Source organism: Allobosea sp. R86505, assembly GCF_042466375.1.
Lineage (GTDB): Bacteria > Pseudomonadota > Alphaproteobacteria > Rhizobiales > Beijerinckiaceae > Allobosea.
This window is the reverse complement of record NZ_JAXHPY010000001.1, coordinates 2,569,600-2,583,894: the sequence shown is the minus strand read 5'-3', so window position 1 is coordinate 2,583,894 and position 14,295 is coordinate 2,569,600. Positions and strand designations below refer to the sequence as shown.

Annotated in this window: 17 protein-coding genes; 7 read left to right on the top strand and 10 right to left on the bottom strand. The window is 69.5% G+C overall.

Annotation, left to right across the window (positions count from 1 at the left end):
• Nucleotides 1-18: 18 nt before the first annotated feature.
• Both SJY11_RS12520 and SJY11_RS12515 read left to right on the top strand, forming a co-directional pair.
• A complete protein-coding gene (locus tag SJY11_RS12520; protein ID WP_376986949.1) occupies nt 19-276 on the top strand; it encodes an AbrB/MazE/SpoVT family DNA-binding domain-containing protein in 258 nt (85 codons plus the stop codon).
• Nucleotides 273-599 carry a type II toxin-antitoxin system PemK/MazF family toxin gene (locus SJY11_RS12515; RefSeq protein ID WP_376986948.1) on the top strand — a complete coding sequence of 109 codons (327 nt, stop codon included), beginning with the start codon at nt 273-275 and terminating at the stop codon, nt 597-599. The genes SJY11_RS12520 and SJY11_RS12515 overlap by 4 nt, the downstream gene beginning before the upstream one ends.
• A gap of 49 nt (nt 600-648) precedes the next feature.
• Here the strand turns inward: SJY11_RS12515 and SJY11_RS12510 are convergent, their stop codons facing one another.
• Together SJY11_RS12510 and SJY11_RS12505 are read right to left on the bottom strand one after the other, a co-directional pair.
• The gene (locus tag SJY11_RS12510; RefSeq protein WP_376986946.1) at nt 649-1,863 is read right to left on the bottom strand and encodes a DUF2336 domain-containing protein; all 1,215 of its coding nucleotides are present in this window, start codon (nt 1,861-1,863) and stop codon (nt 649-651) included.
• The gene (locus tag SJY11_RS12505) at nt 1,860-2,942 is read right to left on the bottom strand and encodes a lytic transglycosylase domain-containing protein (RefSeq protein ID WP_376986945.1); all 1,083 of its coding nucleotides are present in this window, start codon (nt 2,940-2,942) and stop codon (nt 1,860-1,862) included. Before SJY11_RS12505 ends, SJY11_RS12510 begins: the two co-directional genes overlap by 4 nt.
• 196 nt (nt 2,943-3,138) lie before the next feature.
• Between SJY11_RS12505 and SJY11_RS12500 the strand changes: the two genes are divergently transcribed.
• Genes SJY11_RS12500 through SJY11_RS12490 form a run of 3 tightly spaced genes read left to right on the top strand, consistent with a single transcriptional unit; the run spans nt 3,139 to nt 4,746 of the window.
• On the top strand, nt 3,139-3,636 hold the full coding sequence (locus SJY11_RS12500; protein WP_066725808.1) for a MaoC family dehydratase: 498 nt from the start codon (nt 3,139-3,141) through the stop codon (nt 3,634-3,636).
• Between the two features lie 5 nt (nt 3,637-3,641).
• A complete protein-coding gene (locus tag SJY11_RS12495; RefSeq protein WP_376986944.1) occupies nt 3,642-4,520 on the top strand; it encodes an HpcH/HpaI aldolase/citrate lyase family protein in 879 nt (292 codons plus the stop codon).
• Nucleotides 4,521-4,539: 19 nt separating this feature from the next.
• Nucleotides 4,540-4,746 carry a heavy-metal-associated domain-containing protein gene (locus SJY11_RS12490; RefSeq protein WP_376986943.1) on the top strand — a complete coding sequence of 69 codons (207 nt, stop codon included), beginning with the start codon at nt 4,540-4,542 and terminating at the stop codon, nt 4,744-4,746.
• A 134-nt stretch (nt 4,747-4,880) separates the two neighbouring features.
• Here SJY11_RS12490 and SJY11_RS12485 read toward each other — a convergent pair whose 3' ends face one another.
• Together SJY11_RS12485 and SJY11_RS12480 are read right to left on the bottom strand one after the other, a co-directional pair.
• Complete coding sequence (locus SJY11_RS12485; protein ID WP_376986942.1) at nt 4,881-5,486, bottom strand: flavin reductase family protein; 606 nt, start codon at nt 5,484-5,486, stop codon at nt 4,881-4,883.
• A gap of 4 nt (nt 5,487-5,490) precedes the next feature.
• Nucleotides 5,491-6,060 carry a nitroreductase family protein gene (locus tag SJY11_RS12480; RefSeq protein ID WP_376986941.1) on the bottom strand — a complete coding sequence of 190 codons (570 nt, stop codon included), beginning with the start codon at nt 6,058-6,060 and terminating at the stop codon, nt 5,491-5,493.
• A gap of 105 nt (nt 6,061-6,165) precedes the next feature.
• On the opposite strand from SJY11_RS12480, the gene SJY11_RS12475 reads away from it, so the two are divergent.
• A complete protein-coding gene (locus SJY11_RS12475; RefSeq protein ID WP_376986940.1) occupies nt 6,166-7,119 on the top strand; it encodes a hypothetical protein in 954 nt (317 codons plus the stop codon).
• Between the two features lie 19 nt (nt 7,120-7,138).
• Here SJY11_RS12475 and SJY11_RS12470 read toward each other — a convergent pair whose 3' ends face one another.
• From SJY11_RS12470 to thrS, 5 genes are all read right to left on the bottom strand, one after another.
• Nucleotides 7,139-7,867 carry an SGNH/GDSL hydrolase family protein gene (locus SJY11_RS12470; protein WP_376986939.1) on the bottom strand — a complete coding sequence of 243 codons (729 nt, stop codon included), beginning with the start codon at nt 7,865-7,867 and terminating at the stop codon, nt 7,139-7,141.
• 38 nt (nt 7,868-7,905) lie between these two features.
• Nucleotides 7,906-9,111: an OpgC family protein gene (locus tag SJY11_RS12465; RefSeq protein WP_376986938.1), complete on the bottom strand. Its 1,206-nt coding sequence runs from the start codon at nt 9,109-9,111 to the stop codon at nt 7,906-7,908.
• A gap of 216 nt (nt 9,112-9,327) precedes the next feature.
• On the bottom strand, nt 9,328-9,945 hold the full coding sequence (locus SJY11_RS12460; RefSeq protein ID WP_376986937.1) for a GDYXXLXY domain-containing protein: 618 nt from the start codon (nt 9,943-9,945) through the stop codon (nt 9,328-9,330).
• Nucleotides 9,942-11,231, bottom strand: coding sequence for a DUF2157 domain-containing protein (locus tag SJY11_RS12455; protein ID WP_376986935.1), 1,290 nt, complete (start codon nt 11,229-11,231; stop codon nt 9,942-9,944). Before SJY11_RS12455 ends, SJY11_RS12460 begins: the two co-directional genes overlap by 4 nt.
• 130 nt (nt 11,232-11,361) lie before the next feature.
• The gene (thrS, locus tag SJY11_RS12450) at nt 11,362-13,371 is read right to left on the bottom strand and encodes a threonine--tRNA ligase (protein WP_376986934.1); all 2,010 of its coding nucleotides are present in this window, start codon (nt 13,369-13,371) and stop codon (nt 11,362-11,364) included.
• A gap of 296 nt (nt 13,372-13,667) precedes the next feature.
• Between thrS and SJY11_RS12445 the strand changes: the two genes are divergently transcribed.
• On the top strand, nt 13,668-13,910 hold the full coding sequence (locus tag SJY11_RS12445; protein WP_376986933.1) for a cysteine rich repeat-containing protein: 243 nt from the start codon (nt 13,668-13,670) through the stop codon (nt 13,908-13,910).
• Here SJY11_RS12445 and yidD read toward each other — a convergent pair.
• Nucleotides 13,840-14,274, bottom strand: a complete 435-nt coding sequence (gene yidD, locus SJY11_RS12440; protein ID WP_376986932.1) for a membrane protein insertion efficiency factor YidD — start codon at nt 14,272-14,274, stop codon at nt 13,840-13,842. The genes SJY11_RS12445 and yidD overlap by 71 nt on opposite strands.
• Between the last annotated feature and the right edge of the window lie 21 nt (nt 14,275-14,295).

Genomic DNA, 14,295 nt, shown 5'->3' with positions numbered 1-14,295 from the left:
TAACTGAAGGAAGCAGCCATGCACACGACCAATCTGCGCAAGGTCGGCGGCTCGATCATGCTCGCCGTCCCGCCGGCCCTGCTCGACGTCTTGCGCCTCTCCGCCGGCGCCAAGGTCGGACTGGCCGTCGACAATGGCCGCCTGGTCGTCGAGCCGCAGGCCAGACCCCGTTACACCATGGCCGAACTGCTCGCGGCCTCCGATTATTCGCGACAGCAGCCGTCCAGCGAGCGCGAATGGGTCGATGCGCCGGCCGCCGGTGAAGAGCTGCTGTGAAGCGCGGCGATGTCTACATGGTCGACCTCGAGCCGACCCACGGACGCGAACAGCGCGGGCATCGGCCGGTCGTCATCGTCTCGCCGAATGCGTTCAACCAGGCGACTCAACTGCCGGTCGTCGCGCCGATCACGAACGGCGGTGACTTCGCCCGTCGCATCGGCTTTGCGGTTCCGTTGGAGGGAACCAGCACCACTGGGGTAATCCGCTGTGACCAGCCCCGCGTGCTCGACCTCAAGGCCCGCAACGGCCGCAGGATCGAGACCCTGCCGCCAGAGATCATGGACGAGGTGCTGGCGCGCCTCGTGACGCTCTTCGAGTGAAAGCCCTGCATCCCTGACCCGCGCGCCGCGCGCCCCGTGTCGGGCGGGCTCAGGCCGCCTGGCGGATGTCGCCGATCTCGAGTTCGACCAGCAGCGCCGGGTCGGCCTCGACGAGATAGGCGAAGGCGGCGTCGTCGGCGAGGCTGTCGGCCATGGCTCTGGCTTCCTCGCGCGCCGCCTCGGCATCCATGCGGCGCAGCAGGCCCATCAGCGCATGGGCTTCCGATCCATCGAGCGCCTCGCAGGCGATCAGCACCTCGCGCAGCAGGGGGCGGTCGATGCCACGCCCGCTGCCCCCGGCATCGAAGCCGCGCGCATTCAGCGCCATGATCGCCGCCGTGAAGGCCGGCTGCAGCGAGTCGGGCAAGCCCGCCTTGCGATAGAGCGCCTTCAGCCCGGCGCCGCGCCGGTCACGCAGGAGAGCGCCGACACGGCCCGTCGGCAGGCCCGACAGCGCCACGAAGGCGGCCTCCGCCAGCGCCGGCTCGCCCGACAGCAGCGAACGCAGCATCAGGCCGGGCGTCAGGCGGCCATGGGCGCGCAGAACCTCGACGATGGCCGGTGCATCGCTGTCCTCGCCGCCGGCCGCGAGCGCGACCGCGACGCGCTCGGTCGATTCCCGCGCCAGCCGGGCGCTGCGCTCCGGCGTCAGCCAGCCGCAGCCGGTGACGAAGCTCGCCAGCGCGTCGGAGACCCGGGCGACGATCGCCTGGCGCAGCCCGGCCGGCAGATCGGCACGGGCCAGCAGCGCCTCGCGCAGAGGCCCGCAATCGCCGGCGCGCTCGACCATGCGCTCCAGCGAGAAATCGGGAATGTCGGCCGTGCGGTTGCCGGCGAGCGTCACCAGCGCCTCCTCGCAGCCGACCTCGGCCAGCGCGGCGCAGACCCCCGCGGAGAGCTGTGGGCGCAGCGCGATCGCCTTCTGCGCGAGCATGTCGCCGATCGCGGCCGCATCGACCAGATCGGCTTCGCTCAACACTGGCGAATGCGCCAGCACCAGCGCGGCGACATCGCTCTGATCGGCGATCAGCCCGAGCACGAGATTGCGCGGCGCACGCGGCGAGGACGCCATTTCCTCCGCGATGGCACGGCGCACCCGGGGCGAGGGATCGTCGATGAGCGAGATCAGCGCGGTCTCGGCTTCGGCCCGATCCTCCTCGGCCATGCCGGAGCGCAGATAGGCCCCGGCCAGGGCAGCGGCGCCGCTGGCGCGCTCCTCGGCATTGGCGGTGCGGGCCCAGAGCAGGAAGCGACGGACGATCATCGGGCGTTCCGCTGGATCATGAAGGCGGAGAGATCGAGCGGCGCCCGGCGGGTTCGCACGGCACTGCGCTCCTGGACGGCCGGCGTCGGCTGCGTCAGCTCAACCGGTCGCGACGGCGGCAGCGGCGCCTGGACGGCCCGTGCCGAGGCCGCCGCATTGGCGGCGGCCGCATCGGCCGCCGTCGGCGCGACGGCGGTGGCGTCCGACTTCGTCTGCCGCGGGAAGAAGCGGTCGGCGGCATCGAGCGACGCGGTTCGCCCGGCATCGCCACGCGGGGTCGACCAGAGATTGGCGACAGCCTGCGACACCGGCGCCCGCGAGCCCTCCGTCGAGAACAGCCCAATCAGCCCCTTGGCGCGGCCCGGCGCGAGCGCGGCGGCGATCTCGGCGGGCTTGTCGCCGCCCTGGGTCGCAGGCGTCTGGGTGACGGTCGCAGAAGCGGCGAGCTGGGTGTTGGCATGGCTGGCCGCCAGCACGCCATAGACCTCCTGGGCGCTGCGCGCCCGGCCGGCCTTGTCGAAGAAGATGCCGCGATTGGCGGCGGCCGCCTCGGGGAAATCCCTGGCGGCGGCGCGGGTCGGATCGGCTGCGGCGGTCTTGATCAGGTCGGAGGCGCCGCGCGCGCCCAGAACATGGGCCATGTAGAGCTCGCCCGCATGCGGCTGGCGGCCGAGGGCCCCGGCGAGTTGCTCGCGGTTCTTCTGGGTCAGCGCGCCGGCCATCACGGCGGCGACCTGCGGGTCCTTGCGCAGCTCCAGGATTTTCTCGCGCGCCACCGGATCGGCGACGGTCAGCCGCCCGCCGCCCGTCTCGCTGATCGCGTCGGCATAGCCGGAGAGCCCCTGCTTGGGCCCCTCCTGCTTGACCATCGAGAGCCAGGTCTGCTCGATGAACTGGAACAGACCCGTCGCGCTCGAGGTCTTCGCCTTGGCGTCGGGCTCGAGTGAGGATTCGCGCTGGGCGGTCTTCAGCAGATAGTCGAACCCCGCCCCGGTCTTGGCCGCGCCGTCGCGGATGGCGCTCACCACCGGGTTCGCCGGCTGGGTCTCGCGCGTCTGCGGAGTGGTGAACAGGAACATCGGAACTCTCGGGCGCACCCGCCGCCGGCGGCCGCCGCAGGACGCTGCGGCGCGGTCTGGAGAGTGGCCCGGTTATGGTAAGCGAAGCGTTAATCGCGACGCATCGCCACCGCGTCGCGGTGCGGGATCGGGGGCGCCCCTTCGCCAGCGTGATGCGCTAGAGTACCGGAATCGACCGGGGCATGGAGACGCCAGGATGCCAGAGCTGAAGCGCCACAAGCGCGGCGGAATCTATTTCGAGGATTTCGAGGTCGGCGCCGTCATCGAGCACGGCCTGACGCGCACCGTCACGCAGATGGACAACATGCTGTTCTCCAACATGACGCTGAACCCGCAACCCCTTCACATCGATGCGCATTTCTGTGCGACCGAGACGGAATGGGGCCAGCCGCTGATGAACTCCCTGTTCACGCTCGGGCTGATGATCGGCATCTCCGTGAACGACACCACGGTGGGCACCACCATCGGCAATCTCGGCATGACCGACGTCACCTTCCCGGCGCCACTCTTCGAGGGCGACACGATCAACGTCACGACCGAGATCGTGGCCAAGCGCGAATCGCGCTCGCGGCCGGACGCCGGCATCGTCGAGTTCCACCACCGCGCCTACAAGCAGGACGGCACGCTGGTGGCGCAATGCCGCCGCCAGGCCTTCATGCGCCGGCACCCCGCCCCCGTCGCTCTGGACGTCTGACCCCGATGCGCTCGCTTCTCTTTGTTCCAGGCGACAGCCCCCGCAAGCAGCAGAAGGGCCTCGCCAGCGGCACCGATGCGCTGATCCTCGACCTCGAGGATTCGGTCGCACTCGACGCCAAGCCGCAGGCGCGCGAGGTCACCCGCGCCTTCCTCGCCGAGGCGCGCGCCTTGCCCCGCCGTCCGCGGCTGATCGTCCGTGTCAACGCGCTGACGACAGGCCTGACCGAGGCCGATCTCGACGCGGTCATGCCGGGCGCGCCGGATGCGATCATGTTGCCCAAATCCGAGAGCGGCAGCGATGCCGGGCATCTCGCCGCCAAGATCGCGGTGCGCGAGGCGGAATGCGACCTGCCCGACGGCGGCACCCGGATCATCCCGATCGCCACCGAAACCGGCAAGGGCATCTTCGGCCTCGGCAGCTATGCCGGCGCGACCCACCGGCTCGAAGCCCTGACCTGGGGCGCGGAGGATCTGTCGGCCGATCTCGGCGCCGAGACCAATCGTCTGCGGAATGGCCACTACACCGATCCCTACCGGCTCGCCCGCTCGCTGACGCTGTTTGCGGCGGCCTCCGCCCAGGTCGATGCGATCGACACCGTCTTCACCGCCTTCCGCGATGCCGAGGGCTTCCGGACCGAGTGCCTGGCGGCGCGGCGCGACGGCTTCACCGGCAAGATGGCAATCCATCCCGACCAGGTCTCGACGATCAACGAGGTCTTCTCGCCCTCGCCCGAGGCTCTCGCCCGGGCGCAGGCGATCATCGCGCTGTTCGAGGCCAATCCCGGCGTCGGCGTGATCGGGCTGGATGGCGAAATGCTCGATCGTCCCCATCTGATCAGGGCGCAGCGCCTCGCCGCACGCGCTCGCAAAGCAGATCAATGAACCGCTGGAGGCGATTCGAATGACTCAGGTTTTCGAGGTTTCGGGCATGCATTGCGGCGGCTGCCTGTCGCGTGTGCAAACGGCCGCCGAGAAGCTCGCCCCCGGCACCACCGTGACGCTGGAACCGCCCCGGCTGACCCTGCCGCAGGGCTCTGCACTCGATGCCGCGGCCATCAACGCAGCGCTGGCCCCGCTCGGCGATTATCGCGTGAAACCGGCGGCCTGATTGGGCGTCACGCTAGCCCGACACGTCATTGCGAGCGCCGCGAAGCAATCCAGGGGGGACGTCGAGCGCTGCCGCCCCTGGATTGCTTCGTCGCTGTCGCTCCTCGCAATGACGATGAGCGGCGTCGCCGCCCCTCAGCCGCCCGGCGGGCGCTGGATCGAGAACAGGTGGTCGACCTCGGCATAGTCGGCATAGCCGCAGCGCGCCACCGGGTGCGCCGCGGCGGTGTCGAAGCGGCCGTCGCGGATGAAGGCGTCGTCCATGAAGATGCCGACGACCTGGCCCAGCACCATCCAGCGCTCGACGCTGACGCCATCGAGATCGACCAGTTGCTGCACCGAGAGCAACTTGCATTCGAGCGCGGCCGGGCTGCCGGCCACGCGCGGCGGCTTCACGAAGCGCGACGGCGCCATTTCCAGCCCGGCATGGCCGTATTCGCTGGTGCCGCGCGGCAGCGGCGCCGAGGTCAGGTTCATCGCGCCGACCAGCGCCTTGGTCACCATCGAGCAGGTGAACTCGCCCGTCTCCTCGATGAAGGCGATCGCATCCTTCTTGCCCTCGGATGAGAACATCACGATGTGGGGCCGTGTCGAGACGGCGTTGAAATAGCTGTAGGGCGAGAGATTGACCTCGCCCTTGGCGCTCAGCGCCGTGATCCAGCCGATCGGGCGCGGCGTCACGATCGCCTTGAACGGGTCGTGCGGCAGGCCGTGATCCTGCGCGGCGGGCGAGTAGATCATGGCATCACGCTCCGTAATGGCTGACGATGTCGGCCAGCACCGGCCGCTCGCGATCGGCCGGCACCGAGGCCGCCGTGCCCAGATGGATGAAGCCGGCAATGCGCTCCTCCGCCTCAAGCCCGAAGGCGGTCAGCACGCTGCGGTCGAAGGCAAACCAGTTGGTCAGCCAGCAGCCGCCGAAGCCCATCGCCTGTGCGGCGACGAGCATCGACATGCAGACGGCGCCGGCCGTCAGTTCCTGTTCCCATTGCGGAATCTTCACATGGGGCGCGGCCCGCGACACCACGGCGACGATCACCGGCGCCTGCAGCAGGCGGTTGCGCTCGAAGGCGACCTGCTCCGGCTTGGCGTCGGGATTGCGGTTCTGGAAGGCCTGCGCCACCACCTCGGCCGCCTTCTCGCGGGCACCGCCCGAGAAGACGATGAAGCGCCAGGGCACCAGCTTGCCATGGTCGGGCACGCGCGAGGCGATGGTGAGCAGTTGCTCGAGCTGCCCGCCGTCGGGGCCGGGCGCGGCGAGGAATTGCGGAGGCACCGATCGGCGCAGCTTGAGCAGGGAGAGCGTATCGGTCATGAAGCATCCGGAATGCGAGGAACCCGACCAGACCTAGTCGCTCGCCATGATCGCGACAAGCGAGCCTGCTGAGACATGGGCGCAAGGGTACCGAGGGCTGGGATCATGTTTGAATTCGAGGGGTTCGAGAGACGCCGCCGCCTGGCCATCGGCCTGCTCGCGGCCGCGCTGACGCTGCCGCTCGGCGCCGTCCGCGCGCAGGCCCCCGCGACGCCCGACCCTCTTCCGGTGCCAGCTCCCGCGCCGGCTCCGACGATCGGCGGGACGCTCGATCCGACCCCTGTCCAGCCCGGCCCGGCTCCGTCAACCCGGCAGGCCGCCCTGCGCGTCACCGCGCAGTTCGCCGGCGACCGCAGGCCGATCGGCTCCGGGCTGGTCTGGCGCGTTCTCAGCGAGTCGGCCGACGGCTCGCCGCCACGCATCGTTGCGCGCTCATCCGAGCCCGAGCCCGCCTTCTCGCTCGATCCCGGCACCTATCTGCTGCATGCGGCCTATGGCTTCGCCAGCGGCACCAAGCGGGTGACGCTCGGCCCGCTGGGGCTGCGCGAACAGGTGCCGATCAGCGCCGGCGGCCTGTCGCTCGCGGGCTCGATCGGCGATGCACCGATTCCCCCGGCCCAGCTCGCCTTCCAGGTCTTCGTGCCGCTCCAGGGCAATTCGGAGGGACGGCTCGTCACCAATGCGCGCGGTGGCGAGCTGATCCGGCTGCCGGAGGGCACCTATCACGTCGTCTCGACCTATGGTGATTCCAACGCCATCCAGCGGGCGGATGTGAAGGTCGAATCCGGCAAGATCACCGATGCCACGCTGCATCACCGGGCCGCACGCGTGACGCTGAAGCTCGTCGCGGCGGCAGGCGGCGAGGCCTTCGCCGGGACCGCCTTCAGCGTGCTGACGCCGGGCGGCGACGTCATCCGAGAGGCGATCGGCGCCTTTCCGCAGGTGATCCTGGCCGAGGGCGACTATGTCCTGATCGCGCGGCAGGAGGGCCAGGTCTTCTCGCGGGACTTCAAGGTTGAGTCCGGTCTCGACCGCGACATCGAGGTGCTGGCGCGCTGACGCCGGCCGGCGGCCCCGATCAGTTGGTGGGTCGCGGCGCCGCCGGGCGCTCGAGGCGCAGGCCGGTCAGCGCGGCCGCCACGCCGTCGGCGATGCGGATGGCAAGGCAGCGATAGCCGGCCTCGACCAGTTCCGTGCCGTCCATCCCGATCAGCTCTTCCGAGGTGAAGCGGCGCGACTGCGCCCATTCCCGCATCATGGCGTAGCGCGGGAAGACCGGAACCGAAAACTCCGCCGCGACCGTCTTCAGCACGCCGCGGTAATCGTCGTAGTGCGGATAGCGGCCCGCGCGCGTCAGCCAGGGCAGATCCATCATGACGAGATCGATGCCGGCCGCCTGCACCTTCCTGATCCCCTTCTTGAGGATCTTGGCGAGCTTGTCCTCGCCGATATGGTTCACCACGTCGGCCGCCACCGTCTGCCAGATCACCAGAGCCGGTGCCTGGTCGAACACGTCGGTCTCCATCCGGGACACCATGTCGTAGGCGCTCTGTCCGCCGACCCCCCGGTTGATGACGCGGATCTCGGCCTGCGGCAGGCGCCGGCGCAACTCGTCCTGCAGCACCGCCGGATAGCTCTTCTCGTCGGTCGAGGCCCCGGCCCCCGCCGTCGTCGACGAGCCGATCGTGACGATGGTGAGCTGCCCGGTCTCCCGCAGGGACTGCGCCGCGCGCGGCAGTGAGGGCTGGAACCGCTGCGACGCCGCTCCCGCACGGCAGCGCTGGTCGGCGGCATGGGCCAGGGCCATGGGCCCCGCCGATGCCGGTGCGAGCGACGCGAACAGGCTCAGTGCGACTGCGGCGAAACCTGTCGCGCGGGCGCGGCCGAAGAACCGCCGGAGAGCGTGAGCGACTGGTACCACGTCAGGAACATCCCCAACCCGACGAGAAGTGTAACGCCGGCCAGGCAGACCAGCAACTGCGGGCCGACAGCGAACCCGGTCTCGGCCATGACGATCTGCCCCGCGATCGACAGCACCGTCCCGGCACAGAAGACATCGAGCGAATGCTTGCCGACGATCGCCAGCGTCCGCCCCGCCGCGAAGCGCAGCAGACCCGCCCCCGCCGGCAGCCAGCGCATCGCCAGCCAGGCCAGCGCCGCGACATGCAGCAGGCGGCTCCAGGCGAGATGGGTCTTGTCGGAGCCGAGCTGGACCGAGTCGAACCAGTCGTTGAACAGGGCGAGGCCGGTCGGGTTGCCGGACGCGCTCTTGGCCAGATAGGCGAAGACGAGAAAGCCGACCGCGAGCGCGTCGACGCTGCGCAGGCGCGGCAGGGCGACGCCCCTCAGCATCGCGAGGCCGACGATGATGCCGAGCAGGAAGGTGACCTGCCAGGCGAAGGGGTTGAAGAACCAGCCCGCCGCATGGACGTTCGGGAAGTTCAGCCCGAATGCGAGCGCCGTCTGCCAGACCGCCAGCGAGACCAGAAGCGCGCCCAGCGGGCTGAGCCGGACCGCGCGATACAGCAGCGGGAACAGCCCCAGCAGCACGATGTAGAGCGGCAGGATGTCGAGATAGGAGGGCTGGTAGCGCAGCGTCAGCACGTCGATCAGCGCCGCCAGCGTATCGCTGAAGAAGGGCTGGATGTTGATGGCTTCGATGTAGAGCGGGTTCTGCGTCCGCGTCACGGCCGCCGCCACGACGCCGCAGACGACGATGAACAGCGCGATATGGGCGATGTAGAGCGTCCACAGCCGCGCCCCGATCTTGAGCGCACCGACGGCCAGCCCGCGCCGCTCGATCAGGCTGCCATAGGCCAGCGTGGCCGAGATGCCGGCCAGCAGCACGAAGGCGTCCGCCCCGTCCGAGAAGCCGAAATTATGCGGCATCCAGGCCGCGACGACATTGCCCGGCATGTGGTTGATGAAGATGACCAGCAGCGCCAGTCCGCGGATCACGTCGATCCGCGCATCCCGCCCCGCCGTCGCGGGCAAACCGCCCGGGCCTTGGCCCAGGAGCAGAAAGCGCGAGAGGGCAGAAGACGGCTGCACCGGCGAGATCCGACCATCGACGAGGGAACAGGGCGAACGCGCGGCCGGCGCTGCGGGTTCCCCCGACATGAACAAGCGCGCCGACTTCGTTCATGTGGCGTTCATAAAACTCGCAGGGTTAAGGGTCACTAAACATCGCATCACAACCCTGTGTGAGCGATGCGAGCGCGCGTGTGCGGCGGTGTCTGCGAGAGCGCTGCGCCACCATAAAGCGCCTCAGTAGGGCGCCTCGGCATGGACCAGTTGGCCGTCGATCAGCAGGCGCTTGATCGCGGCCGTTCCGTCGGCCGCGATGGCGGCGACGACCTCGATGCGGGCGCGCGACGTCGTCTCGATCCGGCGGCCCTGGCCCTGCGGCACGAAATAACTCTCCAGCCCGTAGGCGACGCGCAGGCGCCCCACGCCGGCGGCGCAGTCGGTCTGCCCCGCCTCGTTCAGCGCGCAGGCGCCGGTGGAGAGAACACGCCCGGCGATCACGACCTCGCCGTCGCCTGCAGCGGGACGGGTCGTCGCCACGGCCTTCGCCTGAGCGAAGCCCTCCGCGTCGCGCGTCAGCGTCACGAAGACGGTGTCGTCCCGCCGCACCCCCGTCGCGCCGCCAGGACCCGGTGTCACGGTGCTGATCGGATAGGCGAGCACGACATAGTCGCCCCGGAACAGGTCGCGCGGATCGACCGGCACCGTCCGCAGCCGCACTTCCGTGCCATGGCGCAGGATCGAGGCCCGGCTCTCGACCAGCGCCAACAGCCCGCCGCAGAGCAGGAGCATCGCGGCCAGCACCCGCCCGATGAGCGGGACCCGCCCCAGCAGTGCGTCCGCGTTGACCAGCCTCATGACGCGCCCTCCCCGGTCGGACGGACGAGCCGCGCGAACAGCCGCCGCGCGCCGCTGGCGAGGCCGAGCAACACGCCACCCGCCACCAGGAAGAACAGCGACTGGTTGAGCAGCGTGCCGATCGTCTGCCAGAGCAGGATGAGGATGGCGAGGCCGAACATACCCGAACCCGCCAGCGTCAGCCGCCTGACCCCGCCGGTCACGCCCGCCACGACCAGCGCGATCGCCGATGCCAGCACGAGGCTCGCCACCATGACCTTGCCCGGCAGACCGACGGCCAGCCCGCTCCAGAACACCAGCGGCACGACGAGGCCGAGGATCAGCGACAGCGCCAGCGGCCAGGCGAAACGCCGGTCGCGGGCGAGCCCGGCGCAGGCGGCGATCGCGGCCAGCGCCACGGCATAGGCCGCATAATTCGCCCACAGGGCCCGCCCCCCACGCGAGCCATGTGCATCGAGGATGCGGATCAGTTCGAGATCGAGCATCAGCACGAAGCCGAACAGACCCCAGGGCAGGCAGCAACCCAGCAGCGCAGGACCGCCGCGGTCAAGCGCGATGGCCCCCAGCGCGACGAAGGCGGCCGCGACGGCAAGCCCATAGGCGAGCAGTCCGTAATCGAAGCCGCGGGCGATCCAGTCTCCCGGCAGCACCGCCAGCCACAAGCCCAGCGCCAGCACGGCGAGGTGGTGAACCAGCCGGTTGCTGCGGTTCACGGCAAGCCAAAGCGCCGGCAGGTAGATCAGGAAGAACGGCAGGTGGATGGCGCCCTGGTTCCCCTGCCAGCGCCCGCCGCTCCAGGCGCAGAGCGCGACGAAGGTCACGACCAGCGCCCCGTTCGAGCCCATCAGGAAGGCGACGGAAAGCCCGCCGAGCGCCACCATCAGGGCCCCCGCCGGCCAGTCGGCGGGCAGATGGTACATCTGGCCGATCAGCGCGATGCCGGCGGCAAAGATCAGCACGCCGCAGGTCGCCGCCGCGTCGGCCCCGGAGGCGGAACCCCGGCGCTCCAGCCGCGCCGCGATCCCCAGCGCACCGACGACGCCGGCCAGGATCAGCGCGAGCTTCACCAGCCGCGGCATCGCCTCCCAGTTGGCGGCGACGAAGGCGGAAACGCTGGCGGCGATCAGCAAGCCACCAAACAGGCCGAGCAGCGCCGGCAGCCGGAAGCCGCCCTCCGTGGCGAGCGAGCGGCGAATGGTACCGGCGGCTTCCGCCGTCACCAGCCCCTCGCCGACCCAGCGAGTCAGATCGGCCTCGAGCCGCTTGTGATAGGACCCCGTCAGCATGGGCGGCAATCTGGCATGGGAGGGTGACGTCTGGCGATAGGGCGCCAGCCGTCATTGCGAGCGCAGCGAAGCAATCCAGCGCCGCGCGGGCCTCTGGATTGCTTCGTCGCGACGCTCCTCGCAATGACGATCAGCCGGCAGCTTTCGCCGCCCGCACCGCCTTCACCCGCTTCAGATCCGGCGGCGTCGCCTCGTCGAGCATCGCCTCCAGCATCGCGTCGAGGCTCATCACCGTCTGCGCCTGGCTGCCGAGGCGGCGCACGGTCACGGTCCGCTCCTCGGCCTCGCGCTTGCCGACAGCCAGGATCACCGGGACCTTGGCCAGCGAGTGCTCGCGCACCTTGTAGGAGATCTTCTCGTTGCGCAGGTCGGCGCGGGCCCGCAGGCCGGCCGAGAGACAGGCCATGGTCACGTCCTCGGCATAGGCATCCGCCTCGGAGGTGATCGGGCAGACCAGGATCTGCTCGGGCGCCAGCCAGAGCGGGAAATGCCCGGCGAAGTTCTCGATCAGGATGCCGGTGAAGCGCTCCAGCGAACCGCAGATGGCGCGGTGAACCATCACCGGCTGCTTCTTCTCGCCATCGGCGCCGATATAGAAGGCCCCGAACCGCTCCGGCAGGTTGAAGTCGACCTGCGTCGTGCCGCACTGCCAGTCGCGGCCGATGGCGTCTCGAAGCACATATTCGAACTTCGGACCGTAGAAGGCGCCCTCGCCCAGATTGATCTCGGTCTTGATCCGCCCGCCCGACTGCGCCGCGATCTCGATCAGGACGCGGTTCATCACATCCTCGGCGTGGTCCCAGAGCGCGTCCGAGCCGACGCGCTTCTCGGGCCGCGTCGAGAGCTTGATGACGAGATCGTCGGTGAAGCCGAAATCCTCGTAGACCGACAGGATCAGGTCATTGATCTTCAGGCACTCGGCCGCGAGCTGGTCCTCGGTGCAGAAGATATGCGCGTCGTCCTGAGTGAAGCCGCGCACGCGCATCAGCCCGTGCAGCGCACCCGAGGGCTCGTAGCGATGCACAGCGCCGAATTCCGCCAGCCGGATCGGCAGATCGCGGTAACTCTTCAGACCGTGCTTGAAGATCTGCACATGGCCGGGGCAGTTCATCGGCTTCAGCGCGAAGACCTTCTGGTCCTTCGTCGCATCGTTGGGGTTCTCGAAGGCCGAGGCCGACTTCACCGCGAACATGTTGTCCTGGTACCAGCCCCAGTGGCCCGACGTCTCCCAGAGCGACTTGTCGAGAATCTGCGGCGCGTTGACCTCCTCGTAGTCGGCGGCCAGCCGGCGGCGCATATAGGTCAGGATCTCCTGGAACAGCCGCCAGCCCTTGGAGTGCCAGAACACGACGCCCGGCCCCTCCTCCTGGAAGTGGAACAGGTTCATCTCGCGGCCGAGCTTGCGGTGGTCGCGCTTCTCCGCCTCCTCGATCTGCTTGAGATGGGCGTCGAGCTCTTCCTGCTTGGCGAAGGCCGTGCCGTAGATGCGCGTCAGCATGGCGTTGTTGCTGTCGCCACGCCAATAGGCACCGGCCACCTTCATCAGCTTGAAGGCGGTGCCGACCTTGCCGACCGAGGTCATGTGCGGACCGCGGCAGAGGTCGATCCACTCGCCCTGCCTGTACATCTTCAGCGTCTGGTCTGCCGGAATCGCATCGACGAGCTCGACCTTGTAGGCCTCGCCCTTCTCCGCGAAGAACGCTTTCGCCTTGTCGCGGCTCCACTCGTCCTTGGTGAAGGGCGCATCCCTGGCAATGATTTCCCGCATCTTCTTCTCGATGACCGGCAGGTCGTCGGGCGTAAAGGGCTCGTTGCGAGCGAAATCATAGAAGAAGCCGCCCTCGATCACCGGGCCGATCGTCACCTGCGTGCCGGGCCAGAGCGCCTGCACGGCTTCCGCGAGCACATGGGCGCAGTCGTGCCGGATCAACTCGAGCGCGCGCGGATCCTCGCGCGTCAGGAACTCGATCTTCGAGTCCTTCGCGATCGGATCGGCGAGATCGACGACCACGCCGTCGATGGCCATGGCGACGGTGCGCTTCAGCAGGGAGGGGGAAATGCCGCCGGCAATCTCCTTTCCGGTGATGCCGGAGGGAAATTCGCGCTGTGCGCCATCGGGAAAGGTCAGGGAGATCGTCATCGATCGTCGCTCCTGCTCACTCGGGGATACGAACCCCGTAAGACAAGGCCGGATACTGGGAAGAGCTGGACCAGGGCTGGACCGGCGCGGCGCTGTCCGTATCCGGGGGAGGACAGCGCCGGGAACGCCCCGCCTATACGAGCGCGCAGTGGCAGGCAATCGGGACGGCCACCGAAAACGCCGCAGCTGCGCGAGTGGCACCTGTCCGTTTCGTCATGATCCTCTCATCGGCCGGCAAAGCGCGATCCGCACAATCGCCAAGGTTGCGCCACCGCTTCGCCACAGGAGATCCCGCCATGCCGCCCATCCGTGCCGCCCTCTGCGCCGCCCTCGCCAGCCTCGTCCTCGCCACCGCCGCCGCGCCATCGCAGGCGCAGGACCGCAACGCGATGCGTGAGGCCTGCGGGCCGGACGCCGCCCGCCTCTGCCCCGGCGTGAAGCCGGGCGGCGGCCGCATCCTCGCCTGCTTCAAGGAGAAGGCGGCCGATCTGTCGCCGGGCTGCCGGAGCGCCCTGCAGCAGGCCCAGGCCCAGCGCTGACCGTGGCCTCATCATCCTCGGCCGGCGGCGCGTTCACCCCGCGCCAGCGGCCATAGGACCAGGGCCGGTACCAGGCGGCATCGGGCGGCAACTCCTCGCAGACGAGGTCGATACCGTTCGTGCCGAGCGGGGTGCAGCGGCAGATTCGCGCCACGCCGATCCAGCCGCCGCGCCAGAGCCCGAAACGCTGGATCGCCTCGTCGGTATAGGCCGAGCAGCTCGGCCAGTGCCGGCAGTGGCGCCCGACCAGCAGCGAGAGGCTCAGCTGGTAGCCGCGGATCGCCCAGTGCGCGGCGCGCCGCGGCGCCCGCTTGACAGAGGCGGCCTGCGCGAAAAGACGTGACAAGCGCTGCTGCGATGCCATTTCATCCCGCTCGTCACCCAA